Below are 24,818 nucleotides of genomic sequence, written 5' to 3'. Positions count from 1 at the left end.
ATCAATTGCATACAATAGGCAAATAAGCACGACAATGTACAATATTGCAGGCTGTTATATTACGAATTAACTAAAAAATGAAAAAAAGAATTGCATTAATCACAAAAGGATTTACTGGGAGTACTTTCCCGTTGGCGAAGCAGTTCCTTGAAATGGGATATGCAGTAGATATTTATCTTTTTTATTATATATCGTTTTCAGAACTAGAAGCTTTCAATTGTTCGTATAAGTCAAGCAAGTATGGAGTTGAGGAGATTGCAGTGAATAATTGGATTGAGATGTTCTCTTACCTTGACGAATCAGATTCGGTTAGACTTTTCTCATTGAAGATGCCAAGACCATATGAGAATATCCCCATTGTACGGAATATTATTGGATGGTATTCTGATTACTATGCCATTAAATCTTCTTCATTTATCAATGATCAGAACTACAAAATTGTCAATATCATAGGTGGCTACTATTCTCATGAGTATCTGTCATTTTTGAAGAAACTGAATTGCAAGATAGTCGTTTCGTTGCATGAAGTATGCAACCATTTTCACCCTGATTTTAGCAAACCCTCGCCATTGCTAAAATTTCTTTTCCAAAACTCTATTGATATAATCATTTATTCAGACAATTCATTACATGATATTCTCAATTATAAAGATGTTAAGAGAGAAAAGATTCATCGTTTGAACTTTGGATTATTTGAAACTTTTAAAACAATACCAGTAAAGAATGCTTTGTCTTTGCCTAAGAAATATTTCTTGTTCTTTGGAAGTATTTTGCCATATAAAGGATTACCAATTTTGAATGAAGCGATGAAGTTGTTGACAGATTATTGTTTTTATTATAAACTTGTAGTTGCTGGCAAAGGAAATGATCCATGCCTTGAAGATTTAAGTAATAATCCAAACGTGTTATTAATCAATAAGCGTCTTTCTAATGCTGAATTGTGTGAAGTAATTGGTCAATCGTTGTTTGTGATTTGTCCATATTTCACTATGTCGCAGAGTGGAATACCTCAGACTGTTTATACATTTGGTAAGCCAATCATCGCTTCTGATCTTGATGGATTTAGGGAAATATTGACACATAAGAAAAATGGTTTGCTCTTTGCTAATAACGAGCCTATTGAATTAGCAGAATGCATTAAAACATATTTGAACAATGAAAAGCTATTAGCATATTGCTCTAGTCAAGTTATGTCTTTTGAAAAAGATTATCCTGAGTTTTCTTGGTCAAACATTGCGCGAAAATTTGTTATGAAATTTGTTCAAGAATGATATATTACGTTGTCTTTTCATTGTTGGCATTTCTTACTTTAGTAGCTGTTGGAGTAAAAGGGAAAAAGCAAATATTCATAGAAATTCTTGCAGTTGTTATTGTAGTACTATTTCAGGGATTGCGTTGGGAGAATGGTACAGACTGGGATTCTTATTATGGAATGTTTATGTATCCTTCTGAGCCTGTATATTACAACGAATATGGCTGGTGGCTTCTCAATGATATTGTACGACGATTTTCAGGCGAATCCTACACAGCAATGCTGATAGTTCAATCTGCTCTAATCGTATTCTTGAACATCAGATTTGCTAAATATGCGGGGTTGAATAATATTACAAGTATAATATTCAGTTGTTTTGTTGGTAGTATCTTTCCTGTACGTTTTGCTTTAGCGTCCATAATTATTATTTTGGGCTTCAGGCATATTGTAGATCGAAATTTCAAGAAGTTTTTTCTTTATGTTATTGTTGCATCTACAATTCACATTGCAACTCTTTTGATTATTCCTTTTTATTTTGTGCCACGCAAAAGATTTAGTTTGGCGATGATGTTATTTATGTATCTTGCCAGTATAATGATAGGATTTGCGTCTTCTTCAGTTGTTTCTTTTCTTGATTCAATTAATTCACTATTGGCAATAGGTTCTTTTGATGGAGATATTCAAGAAAAGATTGACGGCTATATGTATGGGGGAATCGCTGAGTATTCTATTCGTTCAGTTTTGAGTATTATACTATCATTTTGTAGTGGAGCTTTTTTCATTTGGTTGTATCATTACTTTGGCAATCACTATTTTTCTAAAGCATCTTCAGTGCAAGAAGAATACCGAAACAATATGTATCATACACTTTTGAACCTTTATATTTTTGGAATGTATTTTAATCGTACTATAGCCTTTGCCATACCATATCTTTCGCGAATAGGAATATTGGCATCTGGTGGTGTCGCAATGTTATTACTATTAGGTATAGAAAAAAAGTTCAGAAATAAGTTACAATTGAGATTGGTATTTATTGTATATATTATTTATAGATTCATTTTATTTAATCAGATACTCCATGGTCAGTATGAGTCTCTTTTCATACCGTATCATAGTGCAATTTAGTAACAATGAAAAAAATATTATATGTTGGCTATCGTGACAATAGTCATTCTTCGGCAGGTGGATACGATTCGATTATAGGTAATCCAGAAGCAGATTGTTTAATGGGGGAGAATGTTCCTTTTGGGTTCATTCCTGTTAGCACAAGAGGAAAGATACTTAATGTAACTTTTCTTGATATTATTTCTCGCTTTAAGCGACTGAAATATGCAATTACTCATTACTTCTATGGTGACACATTGGTTGTGCCATTTCTCCGTTTAAATAGACATAAAATAGTGGTTACAATACATCTTAATATTGAGGAAGAGAGAAGGTGTAAATCTTCATTTATTAAAGTTTTGAGAAGTGTGGATGGTATCGTCGTATTAAGTACTAATCAAAAAAAAATGCTGAAAGAAAAATACAACCTTGATTCTGTATTTATTCCTCATGGTTTTAACAGACCAGAATTTGAGAAGGTTGAAAGTATATTAAACAAAAATAAAATCAATGTATGTGTTTTGGGCCAAAACTATCGAGATTATGATACAATGGAAGCTATCATAAAGTTTTGTTTGGAACGAAGAAGTGATATTTGTTTTCACTTGATAGGACAACCTCAACGAATTAAAGAACAATTCTATAATTATTGTAATGTTGTAGTATATCCGAGAATTCCCGACGACAAGTATTTTTCTGTGGTTAATGATTGTGATTACTCATTTCTTCCTTTGACATTTGCAACAGCAAATAATGCTTTATTAGAGGCAGGATTCTTAGGTACTGCCTCTATACTTCCTCAGATTCCAGGAGTGGAAGACTATGGTGCTCCATCGCCACTCAATCTATACTACTCAAATATGGCAGAAGCAAAAAAACTATTTGTTAGTCTTAAGAAAAGAAATAAATCACTAGATCTGATTCGTTTTTGCGAGGAAAACTTCCTGTGGGATAGTGTGTACTATAAGTTGAATGACTATTACAAAACATTGATGGTTAAATGATATCAGTATGTATAGCTACGCATAATGGCGAGAAATATATTAAAGAACAGATTGATAGTATTCTAAGCCAGCTGGAGCCGGGAGACGAGATTGTGATATCTGATGATGGTTCCACAGACAATACATTAGCAATATTAGAGGCTTACCATGATTTTCGTATAAAGCTACATGCTTATAAGCACTCACGTAAGTATCACTATAACTTCGATTATGCTACTCATAACTTTGAGAATGCTCTTCGTCAGGCAAAGGGTGACATTATTTTCCTTGCTGACCAAGATGATGTATGGATGCCTAACAAGGTAGAGCGTGTCATGGCAAATATGAATGATTGCGACATTCTGCTTCACGGGCGAAAAGTTGTAGATGGTAATTTGCAGGTAATTCAAGAATTTGCAATGCCTCATCCTGAATTTTGGCGTAACATAAAGTCTTGCACAACAACTGGATGTTGTACTACTTTTAGGCGGGAGATTTTGGATAAAGTACTGCCTTTTCCAGAATCTGGCGTAGGTCACGATTTTTGGATAGGTGTTTATGGAGGTTTTTTCTACAAGCGTAAATTTCTTAAAGAATCATTGATGTTATTCCGCCGTCATGGAAACAATGTAACTCCAAGTAATGCAAGAAGTAATAATTCAACTTTAATGAGATTACGATACAGAGCTATTATGCTTTGGGAGATTGCTAAAGGTTACTTGAAAAATGTTGTTGGATAATGTACTTATAGATTAGCGAAATACCATTTGTATGAAGTACGATAAAAAGTGGATGGTGAACTATGAGGCTCTGAAAATCTACACTGAGGAGGATTTTTGTCTTCTTATTTAATTCGCTGATAAGTACTCAAATGGATCAAAAGCATCCAATATCTTTGTACTTGAATTTTAAACGTATAAGGTAATGTATAATAGCGAGGATTTGGAAAGATTTTATTTCTAGTACCAAATGGAGGCAATTCTTTATGGCATTTCTGTAGAACAGTTCTGTTCTTGCAACAAAATACCTTATAACATATTCTACAATATCTTATTTCTATAACGTAATGAAACCTTTTTTATTCTCAAATAAATTGGGTCGTATCCTTCTTTCTTGGATTCAACATTATGATCATAAAAGTATTGGGAATGTCGTTTGTGACTAATCCTAATGATAAAACATATTTGTTATTAAAGCTTTATTTTAAATGTACAGATGCTTATTATAATTGCTCTTTTGGAACAAATTTGAATTCTGGTACTTATTTTGTAACGCCTCCCCATCTCTTTCATGGACCTAATGGCATTATGGTGGACATGATGTAATCGTTGGAATGAATAGTATTATATATTAACAGATTATAAGTTGGCATAGGGTGAAAATATCAGATAATATGATGGTAGGAACTGGAGCAAAGATATCGACAATACTTCGATAGGTAATAATGTAAAAGTAGGTGCAAATTGTGTGGTGGTAGAAGATGTGTTAGATGAGACAACAATGGTATTACCAAAATCAAGAATTATAATAAAAGGAAAAGAATGAGGAAAAAGTTTATTGTTATAACGACAATTCCCGCTTCTCTTCGTTTTTTTGAAGGACAATTGAGCTTCTTAAATCAAACATTCGAGGTGATAGCTGTATCTTCAGATAAAAAAGTTTTAGAGGAAGTTGGGCGAAGAGAAGGTATTTCGGTTCATTGTATTCCAATGGAAAGACCTATTTCTTTGTGTAAAGATATAATTAGCTTTTATCGTTTTATTGTGTTTTTTCTGAAGTCTAAACCTTACATTGTGCATGGGAATACTCCAAAAGGCGGTTTCTTATCAATGCTTTCAGCAAAAATAGCGAATGTTCCTATACGCATTTATATGTGTCATGGGCTTCGTTATCAGGGATATGGTGGGCTAATGAGAAAATTACTTCAAATGATGGAACGGATTTCATGTATGTGTGCAACCGAAGTGATATGTGTTTCTGTAGGAGTGAAGCAGACATTGTTGTCAGACCATATATGTAAAGAGCAAAAACTGAAAGTTATAGCTTATGGTAGTGCAAATGGTATTAATCTAAATAGATTTGATAAACAAAAAATTGATACAATAATTCTTCCTCAAATATCGAAAGGAAGTTTTATCTTTTGTTTTGTTGGGCGTATTGTTAAGGATAAAGGGGTAAATGAATTGATTACTGCTTTTGACCGGTTATCAGCTGAAAATGAGGATGTACATTTGGTTATGGTAGGTTCAATAGAGAATGAACAAAACCCAATAGCTGAAATTACAAAAAATACGATGCAGGTAAATTCTCATGTCCATGCTGTTGGTTTTCAATCAGATGTGAGACCATATATGAATCAATCAGATACTTTTGTTTTGCCTTCTTATCGTGAGGGGTTTGGTTTGGTTCTTATGGAGGCAGGAGCATTGGGTGTTCCGTGTATAACTACTGATATAATAGGTTGTAATGAAATAATCCAAGATGGAATTAATGGCAGAATCATTCCTCCACGTGACGAAGATGCTTTATACCATGCGATGAAATGGTTTTATGAGCATCGTAATGATGAAGTGAAAGAAATGGCAAGGCGTGCTCGCCCTATGATTGTGGAACGTTACGAACAACATAAGGTTTGGGAAGCGTTATTAGAAGAATATCGTTCTTTGGAAAATGAAGGAGCGTAAATTGCAGGCTGTTAAGCTTAAATTCACATACAAAAAACATTTCGGTGCGGTGACTACTCAAATAGATCCAGATAAATCAGACTATATAGAGATAAGGATAATTTTGATGGTACAGCATCTGAAAGAGGGTTCCTTTGAGAAGGATTCTATCGTGAATTGTGACGAGATTTGGTGCAAACTCTGTAAGTGCGATCACTATAGGAAATATGGCGACGACTTGTTACAGATGCATGTGGATACAGATTGATTCGTGATACCATTATATGAAGAGGACTTTTCTAATATCGTAATGGAAACTGGAACAATGGGGTTGCCAAGTAATGTAACGTATATCAATGGTTCACGAGAAATTATCATCGAGGGTAAGAATAGTTTGATTGTTTCTCCTCATACTGTTTTCTCTACAAGACAAGATGGCTGACGATGCTCGCAGATTGATAGACTCAAGATCTGAGAAGGGTTTTGTATAGGGTTGCTTGATAAATTTTTACAACGAAATACTTAAATAACAATACTGAATGTATAAGAACATTTTTAAGCGTGTGATTGATTTCTTTATTGTATTAATTCTACTTTCGATTATTTGGCCTATTCTGCTGATTATCACTATTGGGTTACATTTCGCTAACAAGGGTACGGGTGTGTTCTTCTTTCAGGAACGTCCGGGTAAGGATGAGAAGATTTTTAAGGTTATCAAATTCAAGAGCATGACGGATGAGTGCGATGCTAACGGAAATTTGCTTCCTGATCGAAAGCGTTTGACAAAAGTAGGTAAGTTCATCCGTGCTACAAGTTTGGACGAATTGCCTCAGTTGATTAATGTGCTCAAGGGAGATATGGCTTTGATAGGCCCTCGTCCGTTACTATCTCGCTATCTGCCGTATTATACTGAGCGTGAGAGATTGCGTCATACTGTTCGCCCTGGAATTTCAGGCTGGGCTCAGGTGAATGGGCGTAACAACATCACGTGGGACAATAAACTGGAATGTGATGTCTATTATGCTGAGCATGTGAGTTTTTGGTTTGATATTAAAATTCTGTGGTTGACTTTCTACAAGGTTATCAAACGCGAGGGCGCTGTGGCTGACAAGAAAGAAAATTATTTGGATGTAGAACGCAAAGATAGAAAACTTAGATAATATTAGAAATCACAAAAATATGAAAATCGTTGTGACTGGTGCATGTGCTGTTTCTGCACGCAATGTACTTCGCTCACTGAAGATGAGCGAGAAGTTTAAGGATGCTGAATTCGTAGGATGGGATATGTGCAGCATTCTATACGGAGTTTACTCGAAGGACTTTGATCGTCTGTATAAGGTGCCAGGAGTGAATGAGCTGAATTATCGTGAGGTGGTTCAGGGCATTTTGGACAAGGAGCAGCCTGATGCTGTAATGGTGCTGCCTGAGCTGGAGGTGCTCTATTGGGCAAAGAATCCATTTGAGGGCGTGAACTACATCACTCCTTCGGCTGAGTTTTGCGAGTTGGCTATCAGCAAGCGCAAGCTTTTCAATCTGCTGAAGGGCACTGGTCTGGTGCCTGTTAGCGAGGATTTGAACCGTGAGGATGTTTTTGATGATAGCTACAAACTGCCATTGGAGTTTCCTATGTGGGTGCGTGATGCAAGTGCAGGTACTGCTTCGGGTAAGGGTTCGTTTAAGGCTAACAATCTGATTGAACTTCGTGCTTGGGTGATGATTAACACTGGCATTGACAATTTCCAGATTTCGGAGTTCTGCTCAGGTGGTAACTATGGGGTACTTTGCCTCTTCGAAAATGGCAAACTGCTGAAGTGTGCTATCGCTGAGCGCTTAGAGTACATTATGGCTAAGGTGTCTGTGAGTGGTATCACAGGTAACACTAGCAAGGGACGCTTTCTGAACGATGAGCATATCAAAGCTCAAGCACTGGATGCCATCGATCGTGTTTGCAAGGCTACCAATAGTGTGATGAATGGCGTTGTGGTGGTGGACATGAAAGCTGATGCTAATGGTGTGGCTAAGGTTACGGAGATTAACATCCGCTATGTGGCTTACAACAGTCTGTTGGCTAATGCTGGCTTCAACCTTGCTGAATATCATGTGTTGACTACTCTTGGCCGCAGCAACGAGCTGACTCCTGAGGTGGAGATTCAGTTTCAGAAGAACAATATGTGGCTTCGTGATGTGGATGCTGTTCCTATATATGTGGAGGATCATATTGATTTGAAGATTGGTGATTGCATAGGGAAGTAATGGTAGAGGCAGTTACAATAAAGAAACGTGATATAGCGGTTGACTTTGTGAAGGTCATCGCTACACTGCTTGTGCTCAATTCACACATGGGCATCTGCTATGGCTCGCATTCGGCTTTGGCTACGGGCGGAGGCATTGGTGATGCGTTGTTCTTCTTCATCTCGGGCTTCACTCTCTTTATGGGAAGGAAGATGGATTTCGTGAATTGGTACAAGCATCGTATAGGAAGAATCTATCCTACGGTTTTGGCTTTGGGTTTGGTAGTTTGCCTTGTGTTTGGACGTGAGTGTGGCTTTATGGAGATGATGACTGCTGAAAAGTATTGGTTTTTACAATGTATAGAGGAGTTCTATAAATTAAAATATTGTAGTACAGTTGTTTATATGGTTCCAAGAGCGTAAATTTGCAGAAAATAAGAATTTTATAATGAACAAGTTATCCCGATACCGTAAGCTTCGTTATAATCAACTATTTGAGTCAGAGAATCGTGAATTGCGTTTGAATGAAATGGGCAATCCTCTTGAAGTGTTGTCTCAGTATGTTGATTTTGAGATCTTTCGTCCTACTCTTGAATCAGCCCTTTTTACCGGAGAGCGCAAAAGTAATGCCGGTCGTCCGCCGATAGACTGTGTGCTGATGTTCAAGGTCTTGTTTCTTCAGCGTTATTATGGTTTGAGTGACCATCAGATAGAGTATCAGATAGTTGACCGTACGAGTTTCCGCAAGTTTCTTGGTATTGAATGTGTTGACGATGTTCCTGACGAGAAGACGGTGTGGAAGTATCGCGAACTCCTGACAAATACAGGCGTTTATGACAAGCTTTTTTCGGAATTTCATAGTTTCATGGAAAGTAAGGGTCTGCAATTCAATGAGGGTCGCATCATTGATGCCAGTTTTGTTATTGCCCCTCGCCAACGTAACACCCGTTATGAAAATGAGCAGATAAAACAGGGATCTGGTAATAAGTTGTGGAATTACAATCCCCACTAGAAGTGCCACAAGGATGTAGATGCCCGCTGGACAAAGAAGCGTGATGAGACTTTTTACGGCTACAAGCAGCATACTAAAGTTGAGAAACGCAATAAGATCATACTTTCTTATGATACCACGTCGGCAGAAGTGCATGATTCCAAAGGCTTTGAAGGACTGCTGGATGAAAAAGACGAAGGCAAGGACTTGTATTTGGACGCCGGTTATGTCGGACAAGAGGAGATTGTAAAACAGCATAAGATGAATCCGATAATTTGCGAAAAGGGCTACCGTAACCGTCCGCTTACCAAGGAGCAGAAATCAGACAATAGGAAAAAATCCAAGACACGTTGCCTTGTCGAGCATGTATTCGGGTTTGAGGAACAAACCATGCGTGGACTTGTGGTGCGTACAGTAGGGCTTATTCGTGCTAAAGCCAATGTAGCACTCACCAGTCTTGTGTATAACATCAGTCGTTACACGCAAATAATCAGGCTGAAACCTGAGTTGTTGGGGTGAATTATGCCTGCACATCCAATTTTTACAACAAACACAAGTTAATTATTGTAAAAATTGGGGGGGGTAGAAAATATTCGCTAAATTTGAAAGACTAAAGCTCACAAATTGGGCAGTTAAAGAGTTCTGCTGTCTGATACAAGAGGATAAATTGAATTGATAGAACTCACCTATATTGGTGTGCTATCTGGTACTTTATCCCGTTATCCGTTATGATTGGAAGTTGAGTATTTGCATTTCGATTTCTATAGCGGTGGTGTTGCTGGCCTTCTTCGCAGTATATGACTTTGAAGGTCAGATGTTCTATGGTGTAGATAACTATTTTAGGTGGATTTTTTATTTCTCTATTATGCTAATCGGTGGTAGCATTTATTTGCATTCCGATAAGATACATTATTCATGGTGGCATATTCCTATTGTGCTTGTATGCATTGTGGCTTGGTATGGAGTAAACGGTGTATCGAATGGCGGAGGTTTTGCCATCCTTTCGATGATACCTCTTGTGTGTATCTGCTATTTGGTGTATGCTATCGGCAAAGCTCCCTGGATGGAGCGATTGTTCGAGCGCAAGCTATCAGGCAATATTCTCTTCATTATCGGTAATCTCTGTTTGGAGAGCTACTTGATTCAGAAGTATATCTTCACTGATGCGCTGAACTACCTTTTCCCGCTGAACATTCCGCTCATTATGTCAGCAGTCTTGGGCTCGGCTTATCTTCTGCACATCCTTTCGGAGGTGATTAAACAGATATTCGATAGCAAGTCTTTCGACTGGAAAGAGCTGCTACTGTATAAGAAGTAATGGATAAGCAGACGCACAGGTAGAACTATATAGCTTATGGTTCGATACCATTGTCTGTTGCAGTCTTTTAAATATAAAAAATATGGAAGAACGTAAAACTATTTATCTCTGCTTAGCTCACATGAGCGAGGAGGGATGGGAACAGAAGTATGTAAAAGAAGCTTTCGATACGAATTGGGTAGTACCTATGGGACCAAATGTTAACGTATTTGAGCAGAACTTGGCAGATTTTGTGAATGCTTGTTCGAATGGTCCGAAGTTGAACTGTAAAGTAGTGTGTTTAAGTGCTGGTACTGCTGCTCTTCATTTAGCGTTGATTGCTTGTGGCGTTAAACCAGAGGATGAGGTACTGGTACAATCATTCACATTCTGTGCCTCTTCGCATCCTATCACTTATTTGGGAGCCAAGCCTATCTTTGTGGGTTCTGAATCGGAGACTTGGAATATGGACCCGGTGTTACTGGAGGAAGCAATTAAAGACCGCATGAAAAAGACGGGAAAGAAACCGAAAGCGATTGTGCCAGTGGCACTATATGGTATGCCTTACGACTGTGAACGGATTATGGAGATTGCTGACCGTTATGGCATACCGGTAGTGGAGGATGCGGCCGAAGGCTTTGGCTCGAAGTTCGATGGACGGATATTGGGTACTTTGGGTAGATTTGGCGTATTGAGTTTCAATGGTAACAAGATGATTACGACTTCTGGCGGTGGTGCTTTGATTTGTCAAAATGCAGAAGATAAGAATACCATCATGTGGTACGCCACGCAGGCACGTGACGCTTATCCTTATTACCAACATTCCGCTATCGGTTACAACTATCGCATGAGCAATATATGTGCAGGCATAGGTCGCGGTCAAATGACGGTGGCACAAGAACATATTAATCATCATAAACACGTACAGGCAGTATATGAAGAACTGCTAAAAGATGTGGAGGAGGTACATGTTCATCAACAACCTGCTGACTCGCGTTATGATTCCAACTTTTGGCTTTGCACGGCTATGCTGGACGCAGACGTGAAAATTCAAGGTCAGGAGAATGCTTATAAGGAGGTGGTCAAGACTGCTGTGGGCGGTGCCGCGGGAGTAATTAAGGCTGTAGATAGTGCTACGACTGATTGCCAGCCCAATGAAAACGTGGAGGCTCTGCGTGTATTTATGTTGACAAATGGAATTGAAATTCGCCCGGTGTGGAAACCTATGCACAAGCAACCGGTGTATGCGGATGCTCCAACTTATACCAATGGCGTGGAGGAGGAAATATTCAAAATGGGGTTTTGTCTGCCTGCTGGTCCGTGGGTGACGGATGATGATGTAAAATACATTGTTGAAAAGATAAAGGAAGCGATTGTTATTACATAAAACGCATCAATTGATCTTTAGAGTGACTTTAAAATCATTATTTATACAGCTTAAAAGGGTTTCTAAAGTCCTTTCTTTCCTTTTTATTCCTTATTATGTGAAAAAGCAGAGGCATTATAATAAACACAATATAGTGCATCTGTTGTAAGCACTCAAATTAGGGCTCAAGAATGTCTCTTCGGTCATTCTGTTCAAAGAATAACGTCCCTTCCAACATTTTTCATAAATGGTACAAGGCTATCCGCAGAAAAATAGTGGAAGTTCAGGTGGACGGTGTTCCACCTGCAAGGCTTTACGGACTTTTGTGAGGCAACCCATTCTGGTGCCTTATAAAAAGGATATGCTCTAAATTGAGTATTAATGGCTGCGTAACCGGAATAAAATAGAATATTCCGGTATTTGGGGGAGTTTGTACAACCCCAATTTTAAACCCATCGGATTCGAGAGGTTTAAAAAGGAAGCCGGGCTGAACGCCTTTACCTTATTTGAACTGTATATAATAAGAAGGATGCAATCAAGCAAAACCTTATTTCGGCAGAGATTACACCGGCACAGGCAAGTATCGTCTATGCCAATGAAGCTGTGCCCATGTTTCGTATGACGGCAAAGCAATGACGAAAGGCGAACTCGGACTTGAAAGGGACATCCGAAACTATGCCACAATCAATGAACTTATCTGCCTATCGAACGTGGAAAGTTTAAATGTTGTGTTCATTGAGCAAGGCATACTCAATTATCATAAAACTAAGACTTTATCACTTTTCTCAGAAAAACTACTCCCAAGCACCTTTTTTCTTTGGCTACATAGTTTTTAATCCTCACCTTTGCATCATTGATCAACGAAACGTGTGAATAGGAAAACGAATTTAAATCTCTAAAGAAAAAAGTATGAGTGTAATTTTCAGGACGGTGGAGAGACCGTCGGACCCCAGGGTTGAAAACTCTCCCAAGAAGTATTATCCGCAGTTGGTGACATTGGGGCAAAGCGTGGATTTGGCATTTATTGCACAGAAGATGCAGGACCGCTCTTCTCTGTCTATCGGTGACATCAAGAGTACGATGCAGAACTTTGTGGAAAAGCTGAAAGAGCAGTTGCTGGAAGGAAAGACGGTTAATATAGCCGGGCTGGGTGTCTTTATACTGGCAGCCAAATCGAAAGGTGAGGAAAAGGCTGATGACGTGACAGCCAAGAGTGTGGAGAGCGTCCGTATCTGTTTTCAGGCGAATAGGGAACTGAAGATATCGAAGGCTGCTACCCGTGCTGGAGAAAGGCTGGATTTGGTGAGTTTGGATGATTATCTTAAGGGGAAGATTTCTACAGATGGCGGCTCCGGTTCGGAAGGAGGAGGCTCGGATTCGGATGGAGACCAAGGTGAGAATCCACTGGGATAACAGTAGCTATGAATTATTAATCAGATAATGGATAATCTTTATGAAGAAAACGTGGAATGTGATTTTGAAACTTATTATTGCCGTAGCGAGTGCTGTGGCAGGTGTGATTGGCGGACAGACAATGATGTTTTAGTCCGATAGGATTTGATAAATAAAAAATGAGAAGAGCTGCTGGCAGGAAATCTGTCGGCAGCTCTTTTTTTAATCCTTGTATGCTTCTTCGTGTACCCCCGCTACTGCCCGTCCGCTGGGGTCGTTCTTTCCTTGGAAAGAGGCGTCCCATGCCAGCGCTTCGGCGGTGGAGCATGCCACACTGGGCACGCTGGGAACGCTCCGGGCCGCGCTTTCACTGGGGAAATGCTCTTCGAAGATGGTACGGTAGTAATACTCTTCCTTGTTTTGCGGGGTATGTATCGGGAAACGTTCGGCTGCACGTGCCATCTGTTCGTCGCTGACGGCGGCGGCAGTGACGGCTTTCAGCGTATCAATCCAACTGTAGCCCACACCGTCGGAGAACTGTTCTTTCTGCCGCCAGGCAACGCTCTGCGGGAGCATGTCGGCAAAGGCTTCACGGACTACTTTCTTTTCTATCTCCTTGCCGGGGCACATCTTGACTGCCGGATTGATGCGCATGGCAACATCCAGGAATTCTTTGTCGAGGAAGGGGACACGTCCTTCCACTCCCCAGGCTGCAAGGCTTTTGTTGGCACGGAGGCAGTCGTACAGATGTAGTTTGGAGAGCTTGCGCACGGTTTCTTCGTGAAAGGCTTGCGGGGTGGGCGCCTTGTGGAAGTAAAGATAACCGCCGAACACCTCGTCTGCACCTTCGCCGCTGAGTACCATCTTGATGCCCATGCTTTTGATGACACGCGCCAGCAGATACATGGGGGTGGAGGCGCGGACAGTGGTTATGTCGTAAGTCTCAATGAAATAGATGACGTCGCGGACAGCATCGAGGCCTTCTTGAACGGTATAGTTTATCTCGTGATGCACGGTACCGATATGACGGGCCACTTCGCGGGCTTTAATCAAGTCGGGAGCACCCTTCAAGCCGACGGCGAAGGAATGGAGCTGTGGCCACCAGGCATCTGCCTTGTTGTCTGTCTCGATGCGTTTGGCGGCATATTTCTTGGCGATGGCAGAGATGACGGAAGAATCGAGTCCGCCACTGAGCAGGACACCGTAGGGGACGTCGGACATCAACTGGCGCTGTACGGCGGCTTCAAGGGTATCGTGCACAGCCGTGACTTGTGTGCTGTAGGCTGTCCGGCCTATCGAAGCCGGCGCGGCATTGCGTTCGGCGGCAGGAGTGTAGTTGTCCTTCACAGCGGCATAGTCCATCCAGTCGCGGGTGTACCAGCGGTGCATCTTGCCCTCGCGCCCACGGTAGTAGTGGCCGGGAAGGAAAGGCTCATACTCGTCGCAGAAACCCTCAAGGGCTTTCAGCTCACTGCCGAAGTAGATGTGTCCATCCTTGTTGCGTCCTATATAAAGGGGGATTACGCCGATGGGGTCGCGAGCGATGAGGTAATCGTCCGTTTCTTCATCATAGAGGGCGAAGGCGAAGATGCCGTTCAGCTCTTCGAGGAAGCGGATGCCTTTGTCTTTGTAAAGGGCAAGGATGACTTCGCAGTCGGAACCTGTCTGGAAGGCGTATTTTCCGGCATAGCGGGCACGGATGTCGCGATGGTTGTAAATCTCGCCATTGACGGCAAGCACCTGTTTGCGGTCGGGTGAATATAAGGGTTGTCCACCGGATTCCGGGTCGACAATGGAGAGGCGTTCGTGGGCGAGGATGGCGGAGCCGCCTACGTAGATACCACTCCAGTCCGGTCCGCGATGACGGATTTTCTGCGCCATCCGTAGCGCTTTGTTTCTCAACTTAGGAGTTTGAGACTGTATGTTGAAGATTCCTGCTATTCCACACATGAGAATTAAAAATTAAAGGTTAAAAATTAAAGAAAGGAAAATCATTTCTTGTTTTCTTTTAGAGGTTCGAGGTAACGGTCTATCTCTGTTGCCACTCGTCGTCCGTCGGCCAAGGCACGTACCACGAGGCTGGCGCCGTGGGCGGCATCGCCTGCCACGAATACGTTCTCTGCAAACTTCGGTTGCTCGGGCTTGAGGAAACCCATGGCAAGAAGCACCATATCGGCTTCGATGACCTCTTTCTTGCCCGTAGGTTTCATGGTGGGACGGCCACCGTCTGTTGTCGGAAGCCACTCCACTTCTTCCACTTCCACACCGCATACCTTGCCATTCTTCCCGATGAACCGGGTAGAGGCGAGGGACCATCGACGGGTACAGCCTTCTTCGTGGCTGCTGGTGGTTTTCAGTACGACGGGCCATTGCGGCCAGGGAGTATCCGGGTTGTGTCCTATGGGCGGTTGGGGCATAATTTCAATCTGGGTTACGCTGACGGCTCCCTGGCGGATGCTGGTGCCTATACAGTCGGACCCGGTATCGCCACCGCCGATGACGAGTACCCGTTTGCCGCGGGCGTTGACGAGTTGGTCTTTCGGGAAGGTGTCTCCATCCAGAATATGGTTCTGCTGTGCCAGCATGTCGAGGGCAAAGTAGATGCCTTTCAGCTCCCGGCCCGGAATGGAGAGGTCGCGGGCGGTGGGCGTACCGGTACAAATGGCGTAAGCATCGAATCCGGCGGGCAGTTTCTGCACATTGACATGGACTCCCATCTTGAACAAGATTCCTTCGGCCTCGAGGATTTTCATGCGGCGGTCGATGACGGCTTTGTCCAGTTTGAAGTTGGGGATGCCGTAACGCAACAGTCCTCCCGGCATCGGTTTGCTGTCGAATAGGGTAACTTCGTAACCTTTGGCGTTCAGCCGTACGGCGACACTCAATCCGGCAGGGCCGGCGCCGATGACGGCTACCTTCTTTCCGTTACGTTCGGGCTTGCACGGTGTGATGTAACCCTCGCGAAAGGCAGCTTCGGCAATGGCGGCTTCATTTTCGCGGATAGTGACCGGCTCGTTGCACGAGAGTTTCAGTACGCATGACTTCTCGCAGAGGGCGGGGCAGATGCGTCCCGTAAATTCGGGAAAGTCGTTCGTGCCGGACAGTATCCGGTAAGCTTCGCGCCATTTGCCCCGGTAGAGTGCGTCTTGGAATTCCGGATCTTTATTGCCCAGCGGACATGCCCAGTGGCAGAAAGGTACGCCACAGTCCATGCAGCGTGAGGCCTGGAGCTTGCGGTCGTGGCTGTTCAGTGTCTGTTCCACTTGGCTGAAGTCTGTGATACGTTCGTATATCGGACGGTAACCCGCCTCCTGGCGGGGGATATTGAGGAATGCTTTAGGGTCTCCCATATTGAAATTTACAATTTAGCAATTTACAATCTTTAATAGTTTCTCTGCATCTCTGCAATCTTCTGTTGCAGTTTCCGCATCTGCTCTTCCTGCAGCACCTTCTTGTATTCGATAGGGACTACCTGGATGAACTGGTCGGCATAGCGTGGCCAGTCATCGAGCATGGTGCGTGCCAGTTTGGAACCGGTGTACAGGTAGTGCTGGCGGATGAGCTCGTGCAGTTCCTTGCGGTAGGAGGCCTCTTCGATGAGGCTCAGCTCCACCATTTCCATATTGCAGAAATAGTCGAAGTTGCCGTCCCGGTTCCATACGTAGGCCACACCGCCGGACATGCCTGCGGCAAAGTTGCGTCCCGTCTGTCCGAGTACTACCACGCGCCCGCCGGTCATATACTCGCAGCAGTGGTCGCCTACACCCTCCACTACGGCTGTGGCACCGGAGTTGCGGACGGCAAAGCGCTCACCTGCACGGCCGTTGATGTAAACCTCGCCGCTTGTGGCGCCATAAAGCAGGGTGTTGCCTGCAATCGTGTTCTTCTCTGCCTCGAAGTTGCTCCGTACCGGGGGCAGGACGGCGATGCGTCCGCCACTCAGACCTTTGCCCAGATAATCGTTGGCTTCACCCTCAAGCTTGAAGTTGACACCCGGGACAAGGAATGCCCCGAAGCTCTGTCCGGCAGAGCCTTTGAACTTCACGTTCAGCGTATGTTCGGGCAGCCCTTTTTCTCCGTACTTTGCGGCAATGACACCGGAGAGCATGGCGCCGCAGGCACGGTCGGTATTGGCGATGGTGTATTCCAGCGAGACTTCCTTTCGGCTCTCTACGGCTTGGGCGGCGGCATGCAGTATCTCCACATCTTTCACATGGTCGATGCCGTGCTGCTGGTCGGTGACGTGGCGGATAGCGGCTTCATTATCCACGCGTGCCAGTAGTTTGTCAAAGCTTATCAACTGATGTTTCCTGATTCCATCATCCGGCTTGCGGACGATAAGGTCTGTGCGTCCAATGATGTCGTCCAGGCGTTCCACACCGATTTCCGCCAGGTATTCGCGTACTTCCTGCGCCAGGAACGTGAAGAAGTTCACCAGATACTCGCTGCGTCCGCGGAAGCGCTTGCGCAGTTCTTTGTTCTGTGTCGCCACCCCTACGGGGCAGGTGTTCTGGTGGCATTTGCGCATCATTACGCAACCCAGTACAATCAGGGCGCTGGTGGCGAAACCGAATTCCTCGGCTCCGAGCATTGCCATCAGTATGATGTCGCGGCCTGTTTTGAGTTGTCCGTCCACTTGCAACATCACTTGCCCGCGCAGGCCGTTCAGCACCAGTGTCTGCTGCGTTTCGCTCAAACCGAGTTCGGGCGAGATACCTGCATAGCGGATGGATGATGCAGGAGAAGCTCCCGTACCGCCTTCTGCACCCGAGATGACTATCAAATCGGCCTTTGCCTTTGCCACACCGGCGGCAATGGTGCCCACACCGCTTTCTGCCACCAGCTTCACGCTGATTTTTGCCCGTGGGTTCACGTTCTTCAGGTCGAAGATGAGCTGTGCCAGGTCTTCGATGGAGTAAATGTCGTGGTGGGGCGGGGGGGAAATCAGAGAGATGCCCGGAATGGAGTGGCGTGTCTTGGCAATCACTTCATCTACTTTGAAGCCCGGCAGCTGCCCACCTTCGCCTGGCTTGGCGCCTTGGGCAATCTTTATCTGTATTTCGTCCGCATTCACCAGATATTCTGCGGTGACACCGAAACGTCCTGAGGCCACCTGCTTGATGGCGCTGCGCAGACTGGTGCCGTCTTCGCGCGGCATGAAGCGTGCCCGGTCTTCGCCTCCTTCGCCCGTATTGCTCCGGCCATGCAGCTTGTTCATGGCAATAGCCATGGCTTCGTGGGCTTCGCGGCTGATGGAACCGTAGGACATGGCGCCGGTGACAAAGCGCTGTACGATGCTTTCTACCGGTTCCACCCGGTCTATGCTGATAGGAGCGCGGCGGAAGTCGAGGAAATCGCGCAGGAAGATGGGAGCTTCCTTACTGTCTACCATGGCAGTGAACTCCTTGAATTTCTTATAACTTCCCAGGCGTGTGGCAAGTTGCAGTGTGCTGATGGTTTCCGGGTTCCAGGCGTGCTTCTCACCATCCTTGCGGAAGGCATACAGTCCACGGTTCGGCAATAGCTCCGCTTCCCCCTTCTTTTTAATAATCTCCATCCCTTCCTTATGGAAGGCGATGGCGTCACGTGCCACTTCATCCAGGCGTATGCCTCCGATGCGTGAACTCAGGCCGCCGAAGTAGGCATTGCTCAACTCCTCGCTCAGTCCTACGGCCTCGAAAATCTTCGCGCCCCGGTAAGAACGGATGGTGCTGATGCCCATCTTGCTCATAATCTTGAACAAGCCTTTGCAGACGGACTTGATATATTTTTTTTCGGCAGTGGCGTAGTCAAGCTGTATTTCCTTTTCGTTCACCAGTTTGTCGATGACGGCAAAAGCCATATACGGATTCAGTGCGCTGGCTCCGAAGCCCAGCAGCAGTGCGGCGTGCATCACTTCGCGGATTTCGCCGCTTTCTACAATCAGTGCCGTCTGCACCCGTTTGCCCACGGAGATAAGATGGTGGTGTACCGCCGACACGGCAAGCAGTGACGGAATGGCGGCATGGTCGGCGTCTACGTCGCGGTCGGAAAGCACAATGTAGTTCACCCCTTCGTTGACGGATTCTTCTGCCTGCTTGCAGAGGGTTGCCAATGCTTCCTGCAATCCCTGGCACCCTTTTGCCACTTCGAAGAGCAGGGGCAGTTTCACGGTCTTGAAGCCTTTGTACCGGATGTTGCAGAGAATATCCAGCTGGGCGTTATTCAGGATGGGATGGTTCAACCTCACCATCTTGCAATGGTTTTCGCTGGGTGTCAGTATGTTCATGCCTACGGCTCCGATGTACTCGGTCAGCGACATTACCAGTTCTTCGCGTATCGGGTCGATAGGAGGGTTGGTGACTTGGGCAAACTGCTGGCGGAAATAGTTGTACAGTAGTTGCGGCTTGTCCGAGAGTACTGCCAGCGGGGTGTCATTGCCCATGGAGTTGATGGGTTCGGCACCGGTGGTACACATCGGGACAATCAGCCGTTCCATGTCTTCTTTGGAGTAGCCGAAGATGCGCAGCATGCTGTCGTAGTTCTCCACGCTATGGGAGACTTTGCGGCCGCTTTTCAGTTCGTCCAGCTCGATGCGGTTGCCGGCCAGCCAAGTGCGGTATGGTTTGGCTTCGGCAAGTTGTTTCTTCAGTTCGCCGTCATAATATATTTCGCCTTTCTCGGTGTCTATAAGCAGTATCTTGCCCGGTTGCAGGCGTCCTTTTTCCTTGATGTCTCCCGGCTCGAAATCCATCACGCCGATTTCGCTGGCCACTACCATCATGCCGCCTTGCGTAATCAGGTAGCGTGCAGGGCGCAGTCCGTTCCTGTCGAGCATGCCGCCTGCATAGCGCCCGTCGCTGAAAAGCAGTGCCGCCGGTCCGTCCCACGGCTCCATCAGGATGGAGTGGTATTCATAGAAAGCTTTTAAATCTTCGCTGATGGGATTCTTTTCGTTGAAAGATTCCGGCACGAGCATGGCCATGGCGTGCGGCAGGCTCAGGCCTGACATGATGAGAAACTCGAGCACATTGTCCAGCGAGGCACTGTCGCTCATGCCCGGTTGCACGATGGGGCGTATCTCCCGGATGTCTCCCAGGGCGGGAGAGGAGAGTACACTCTCACGGGCTTCCATCCAGCCGCGGTTGCCGCGGATGGTATTGATTTCGCCGTTGTGTGCCAGCAGGCGGAAAGGCTGTGCCAGTCCCCAGGTGGGGAAAGTGTTGGTGCTGAAACGGGAGTGCACCAATGCCAGTCCGCTGGTGAAGTAGCTGTTGGTGAGGTCGGGGAAGTAGTTGCGCAACTGCAAGGAAGAGAGCATGCCTTTGTAGACGATGTTCTTCGTAGAGAGCGAGACGATGTAGAAATCCTCGCGGGTGGGGATGTCCGACTTGCGTATTCTGTTCTCTATCCTTTTCCTTATTATATAGAGTCGGCGGTCAGCGGTTTCGCTTTCCGTAAATCCGGTGATGAAGATTTGCTTGATGTCCGGTTCGTTGGCAAGAGCCGCTTCTCCCAATATTTCGGGGCAAGTGGGCACATTGCGCAGATGCATCAGGGTCAATCCATCCTTTTCAATCTCTTCGATAATGACGCTCAAGATGGCAGCCTGGTCTTTTCCGTCTTTGGGAAGGAAAAGCAGGCCGGTGCCGTATTTTCCCTTCTCGGGAACGGGAATGCCCTGCAACAGAATGAATTCGTGCGGTATCTGCAGCATGATGCCGGCGCCGTCTCCGGTTTTGTTGTCCGCCCCTTCCGCTCCACGGTGGCGCATGTTTTCCAGTACCTTCAATGCCGATTCTACCAGTTCATGTGATTTTCCTCCCTGGATATTGACCAGCATGCCTACTCCGCAGGCATCGTGCTCGTGGGATGCCTCATACAAGCCCAACTGTTTGGGCTGTCGTTGGTAATCCTCTACTTTTGCTTTGCTGTTAAAAAGTTCTTGTTTCATGATTATAAGCTTTCTTTATTGCTGTATAATATTGTTTGTTGTTTCAAAATGTTCGGCAAATATATGGTATTAATTGCAAAATGTTAATATGTATTCCTGCCTTCTTTCTTGCAAAATTCCTGCGATAGAAGATGAAGTTATGAATTGATAGAAAACACCCTCTGTTTTCTTTTAATCCTAAATCAAAATCAGACGGTTTGATTTGGATTTATAAATTAAGCCTTTTGCTTTCAAAATAATACTTTCTTTAACTTTTTGATATAAAAACAACTTTTTTCTATTCTTTTGATAAAGAGGAGTTCTATAAATTAAAATATTGTAGTACAGTTGTTTATATGGTTCCAAGAGCGTAAATTTGCAGAAAATAAGAATTTTATAATGAACAAGTTATCCCGATACCGTAAGCTTCGTTATAATCAACTATTTGAGTCAGAGAATCGTGAATTGCGTTTGAATGAAATGGGCAATCCTCTTGAAGTGTTGTCTCAGTATGTTGATTTTGAGATCTTTCGTCCTACTCTTGAATCAGCCCTTTTTACCGGAGAGCGCAAAAGTAATGCCGGTCGTCCGCCGATAGACTGTGTGCTGATGTTCAAGGTCTTGTTTCTTCAGCGTTATTATGGTTTGAGTGACCATCAGATAGAGTATCAGATAATTGACCGTACGAGTTTCCGCAAGTTTCTTGGTATTGAATGTGTTGACGATGTTCCTGACGAGAAGACGGTGTGGAAGTATCGCGAACTCCTGACAAATACAGGCGTTTATGACAAGCTTTTTTCGGAATTTCATAGTTTCATGGAAAGTAAGGGTCTGCAATTCAATGAGGGTCGCATCATTGATGCCAGTTTTGTTATTGCCCCTCGCCAACGTAACACCCGTGATGAAAATGAGCAGATAAAACAGGGAGCGGGTAATAAGTTGTGGAATGACAATCCCCACAAGAAGAGCCACAAGGATGTAGATGCCCGCTGGACAAAGAAGCGTGATGAGACTTTTTACGGCTACAAGCAGCATACTAAAGTTGAGAAACGCAATAAGATCATACTTTCTTATGATACCACGTCGGCAGAAGTGCATGATTCCAAAGGCTTTGAAGGACTGCTGGATGAAAAAGACGAAGGCAAGGACTTGTATTTGGACGCCGGTTATGTCGGACAAGAGGAGATTGTAAAACAGCATAAGATGAATCCGATAATTTGCGAAAAGGGCTACCGTAACCGTCCGCTTACCAAGGAGCAGAAATCAGACAATAGGAAAAAATCCAAGACACGTTGCCTTGTCGAGCATGTATTCGGGTTTGAGGAACAAACCATGCGTGGACTTGTGGTGCGTACAGTAGGGCTTATTCGTGCTAAAGCCAATGTAGCACTCACCAGTCTTGTGTATAACATCAGTCGTTACACGCAAATAATCAGGCTGAAACCTGAGTTGTTGGGGTGAATTATGCCTGCACATCCAATTTTTACAACAAACACAAGTTAATTATTGTAAAAATTGGGGGGGGTAGAAAATATTCGCTAAATTTGAAAGACTAAAGCTCACAAATTGGGCAGTTAAAGAGTTCTGCTGTCTGATACAAGAGGATAAATTGAATTGATAGAACTCACCTAAATAAATACTGGAAAGATTAACTTTATGTTCTTAAGAATATGTATATTTGCAGCGCAAAATCAAATACTGATACATTATGTGTGGAATAGTAGGCTATATAGGTCAAAGGAAAGCCTACCCCATTCTTATCAAGGGTCTGAAACGGTTGGAGTACCGTGGATATGATAGTGCGGGGGTAGCATTAATCAGTGATAACCGACAGTTGAACGTGTACAAAGCGAAAGGTAAGGTTTCGGAACTTGAAACTTTCGTTGCTCAAAAAGATATTTCCGGTAGCATTGGCATTGCACATACACGTTGGGCCACTCATGGAGAACCTTGTTCCGTCAATGCCCATCCCCATTATTCCTCTTCCGAACGTCTCGCCCTCATCCATAACGGCATTATTGAAAACTACGCCGTCCTTAAAGAAAAACTTCAAGCCAAAGGTTATGTATTTAAAAGCAGCACTGATACCGAGGTGCTTGTACAGCTCATTGAATACATTCAGGTGACAAACCATATTGACTTACTGACGGCGGTGCAACTTGCCTTGCAGGAAGTGATTGGGGCGTATGCCATTGCGGTGCTCGACAAGGACAATCCGGATGGGATAATCGCTGCACGCAAGAGCAGTCCGCTGGTGGTGGGCATCGGTGAAGGAGAGTTTTTCCTGGCTTCGGATGCCACGCCGATTGTGGAATACACAGATAAGGTGGTGTATCTGGAAGACGAAGAGATTGCCCTCATCTGCCGGGGAGAGAAGTTGAAGGTTGTTAACCTGAAGAATGTGGAATGCCCGCACGAGGTAAAGACGGTAGCGCTCAATCTCGGCCAGCTGGAGAAGGGAGGCTATCCGCACTTCATGCTGAAGGAAATCTTCGAACAGCCCGGCTGCATTCACGACTGCATGCGCGGGCGTATCAATGTGGAGGGTACGAACGTGGTTCTTTCTGCAGTGATTGATTATAAGAAACGTCTGCTGGCGGCCAAACGCTTCGTCATCGTGGCATGCGGTACGTCATGGCATGCCGCCCTCATCGGCAAGCATTTGATTGAAAGCTTCTGCCGTATTCCGGTAGAGGTGGAGTATGCCAGTGAGTTCCGTTACCGCGACCCGGTGATTGACAGCAACGATGTGGTGATTGCCATCTCGCAAAGCGGAGAAACGGCCGATACGCTGGCCGCCGTGGAGCTTGCCAAAAGCTGTGGGGCATTTATATACGGCATCTGCAATGCCGTCGGTTCCAGCATTCCCCGTGCCACGCACACGGGTTCCTATATCCACGTGGGACCGGAAATAGGGGTGGCATCCACCAAAGCCTTCACGGGGCAGGTAACGGTGCTTACCATGCTGGCCCTGACACTTGCCAAAGAGAAAAAGACGATGGACGAAGGGCAATACCTGGCAATTGTCAAGGAGCTGGGGCATATTCCCGACAAGATGGAAGAGGTCTTGAAATTGAACGACCGCATAGCGGAACTTTCCAAGATATTCACCTATGCACACAACTTTATCTATCTGGGACGCGGATACAGTTATCCCGTAGCCTTGGAAGGCGCCTTGAAGTTGAAGGAGATTTCGTATATCCATGCCGAAGGCTATCCTGCCGCCGAAATGAAGCACGGCCCCATTGCTCTGGTGGATGCCGAAATGCCGGTAGTGGTCATTGCCACCCGGAATGGGCTTTATGAAAAGGTGCTGAGCAATATCCAGGAAATAAAGGCGCGTAAAGGCAGGGTTATCGCCATTGTGACAAAGGGAGATACGGTCATCAGTAAAATAGCCGACACTTGTATCGAGCTTCCCGAAACAATGGAGTGCCTTGATCCGTTAATAACTACGGTACCTTTGCAACTGCTTGCCTATCACATTGCCGTGTGCAAGGGAATGGATGTGGACCAGCCGAGGAACCTTGCTAAGTCGGTGACTGTAGAATGAGGACATGTACAATTTACCATTTACAATGTACAATGGGGCTGCGCTTGGGAGGGGTAAATGTAAATGGTAATTGT

Annotated in this window: 18 protein-coding genes and 2 pseudogenes; 17 read left to right on the top strand and 3 right to left on the bottom strand. The window is 44.6% G+C overall.

From position 1 onward, the window contains the following. The first annotated feature begins 77 nt into the window (after positions 1-77). From HUX74_RS13780 to HUX74_RS13715, 15 genes and pseudogenes are all read left to right on the top strand, one after another. Positions 78-1,271, top strand: coding sequence for a glycosyltransferase family 4 protein (locus HUX74_RS13780; RefSeq protein ID WP_174646868.1), 1,194 nt, complete (start codon positions 78-80; stop codon positions 1,269-1,271). After that, entirely contained in the window at positions 1,268-2,377 is a 1,110-nt protein-coding gene (locus HUX74_RS13775; RefSeq protein ID WP_119979360.1) for an EpsG family protein, read from the top strand. The genes HUX74_RS13780 and HUX74_RS13775 overlap by 4 nt, the downstream gene beginning before the upstream one ends. 5 nt (positions 2,378-2,382) lie before the next feature. After that, entirely contained in the window at positions 2,383-3,360 is a 978-nt protein-coding gene (locus HUX74_RS13770; RefSeq protein ID WP_174646867.1) for a glycosyltransferase, read from the top strand. Then, the gene (locus HUX74_RS13765; RefSeq protein WP_119979356.1) at positions 3,357-4,079 is read left to right on the top strand and encodes a glycosyltransferase; all 723 of its coding nucleotides are present in this window, start codon (positions 3,357-3,359) and stop codon (positions 4,077-4,079) included. Before HUX74_RS13770 ends, HUX74_RS13765 begins: the two co-directional genes overlap by 4 nt. An 801-nt stretch (positions 4,080-4,880) precedes the next feature. Further along, complete coding sequence (locus HUX74_RS13760) at positions 4,881-6,023, top strand: glycosyltransferase family 4 protein (RefSeq protein ID WP_174646866.1); 1,143 nt, start codon at positions 4,881-4,883, stop codon at positions 6,021-6,023. Further along, positions 6,010-6,270, top strand: coding sequence for a hypothetical protein (locus HUX74_RS13755; RefSeq protein WP_174646865.1), 261 nt, complete (start codon positions 6,010-6,012; stop codon positions 6,268-6,270). The genes HUX74_RS13760 and HUX74_RS13755 overlap by 14 nt, the downstream gene beginning before the upstream one ends. 271 nt (positions 6,271-6,541) lie before the next feature. After that, positions 6,542-7,162 carry a sugar transferase gene (locus tag HUX74_RS13750; RefSeq protein WP_174646864.1) on the top strand — a complete coding sequence of 207 codons (621 nt, stop codon included), beginning with the start codon at positions 6,542-6,544 and terminating at the stop codon, positions 7,160-7,162. A gap of 19 nt (positions 7,163-7,181) precedes the next feature. Then, entirely contained in the window at positions 7,182-8,255 is a 1,074-nt protein-coding gene (locus HUX74_RS13745) for a hypothetical protein (protein ID WP_119979348.1), read from the top strand. After that, entirely contained in the window at positions 8,255-8,656 is a 402-nt protein-coding gene (locus HUX74_RS13740) for an acyltransferase family protein (RefSeq protein ID WP_174646863.1), read from the top strand. The genes HUX74_RS13745 and HUX74_RS13740 overlap by 1 nt, the downstream gene beginning before the upstream one ends. 25 nt (positions 8,657-8,681) lie before the next feature. Further along, a pseudogene (locus tag HUX74_RS13735) lies at positions 8,682-9,743 on the top strand (IS5 family transposase). Positions 9,744-9,915: 172 nt separating this feature from the next. Next, a complete protein-coding gene (locus HUX74_RS13730; RefSeq protein WP_174646862.1) occupies positions 9,916-10,542 on the top strand; it encodes a hypothetical protein in 627 nt (208 codons plus the stop codon). 82 nt (positions 10,543-10,624) lie between these two features. After that, positions 10,625-11,908: a DegT/DnrJ/EryC1/StrS aminotransferase family protein gene (locus HUX74_RS13725; protein ID WP_174646861.1), complete on the top strand. Its 1,284-nt coding sequence runs from the start codon at positions 10,625-10,627 to the stop codon at positions 11,906-11,908. A 361-nt stretch (positions 11,909-12,269) separates the two neighbouring features. After that, positions 12,270-12,636 (top strand): annotated as a pseudogene (locus HUX74_RS20775) (KilA-N domain-containing protein); the annotation flags it as partial. A 160-nt stretch (positions 12,637-12,796) separates the two neighbouring features. Then, complete coding sequence (locus HUX74_RS13720) at positions 12,797-13,300, top strand: HU family DNA-binding protein (RefSeq protein WP_174646860.1); 504 nt, start codon at positions 12,797-12,799, stop codon at positions 13,298-13,300. Between the two features lie 40 nt (positions 13,301-13,340). Further along, a complete protein-coding gene (locus HUX74_RS13715) occupies positions 13,341-13,433 on the top strand; it encodes a smalltalk protein (RefSeq protein WP_005837261.1) in 93 nt (30 codons plus the stop codon). 68 nt (positions 13,434-13,501) lie between these two features. Here HUX74_RS13715 and asnB read toward each other — a convergent pair whose 3' ends face one another. Genes asnB through gltB form a run of 3 tightly spaced genes read right to left on the bottom strand, consistent with a single transcriptional unit; the run spans position 13,502 to position 21,215 of the window. After that, positions 13,502-15,229: an asparagine synthase B gene (gene asnB, locus HUX74_RS13710; protein WP_174646859.1), complete on the bottom strand. Its 1,728-nt coding sequence runs from the start codon at positions 15,227-15,229 to the stop codon at positions 13,502-13,504. 41 nt (positions 15,230-15,270) lie between these two features. Continuing rightward, positions 15,271-16,629, bottom strand: coding sequence for a glutamate synthase subunit beta (locus tag HUX74_RS13705; RefSeq protein ID WP_174646858.1), 1,359 nt, complete (start codon positions 16,627-16,629; stop codon positions 15,271-15,273). A 32-nt stretch (positions 16,630-16,661) separates the two neighbouring features. Then, on the bottom strand, positions 16,662-21,215 hold the full coding sequence (gene gltB / locus HUX74_RS13700; RefSeq protein ID WP_174647332.1) for a glutamate synthase large subunit: 4,554 nt from the start codon (positions 21,213-21,215) through the stop codon (positions 16,662-16,664). A gap of 375 nt (positions 21,216-21,590) precedes the next feature. Between gltB and HUX74_RS13695 the strand changes: the two genes are divergently transcribed. Together HUX74_RS13695 and glmS are read left to right on the top strand one after the other, a co-directional pair. After that, positions 21,591-22,652 (top strand): IS5-like element IS1169 family transposase, encoded by a 1,062-nt coding sequence (locus tag HUX74_RS13695; RefSeq protein ID WP_174646857.1) that lies wholly within the window; start codon positions 21,591-21,593, stop codon positions 22,650-22,652. Between the two features lie 247 nt (positions 22,653-22,899). Next, positions 22,900-24,744 carry a glutamine--fructose-6-phosphate transaminase (isomerizing) gene (gene glmS, locus HUX74_RS13690; protein WP_174646856.1) on the top strand — a complete coding sequence of 615 codons (1,845 nt, stop codon included), beginning with the start codon at positions 22,900-22,902 and terminating at the stop codon, positions 24,742-24,744. Positions 24,745-24,818: the final 74 nt, after the last annotated feature.

The organism is Bacteroides sp. Marseille-P8574 (assembly GCF_902825465.1).
In the GTDB taxonomy this organism is placed as follows: Bacteria; Bacteroidota; Bacteroidia; order Bacteroidales; family Bacteroidaceae; genus Bacteroides; species Bacteroides uniformis.
The sequence above is the reverse complement of the archived record's forward strand: the minus strand, read 5'-3'. Positions and strand labels throughout refer to the sequence as shown.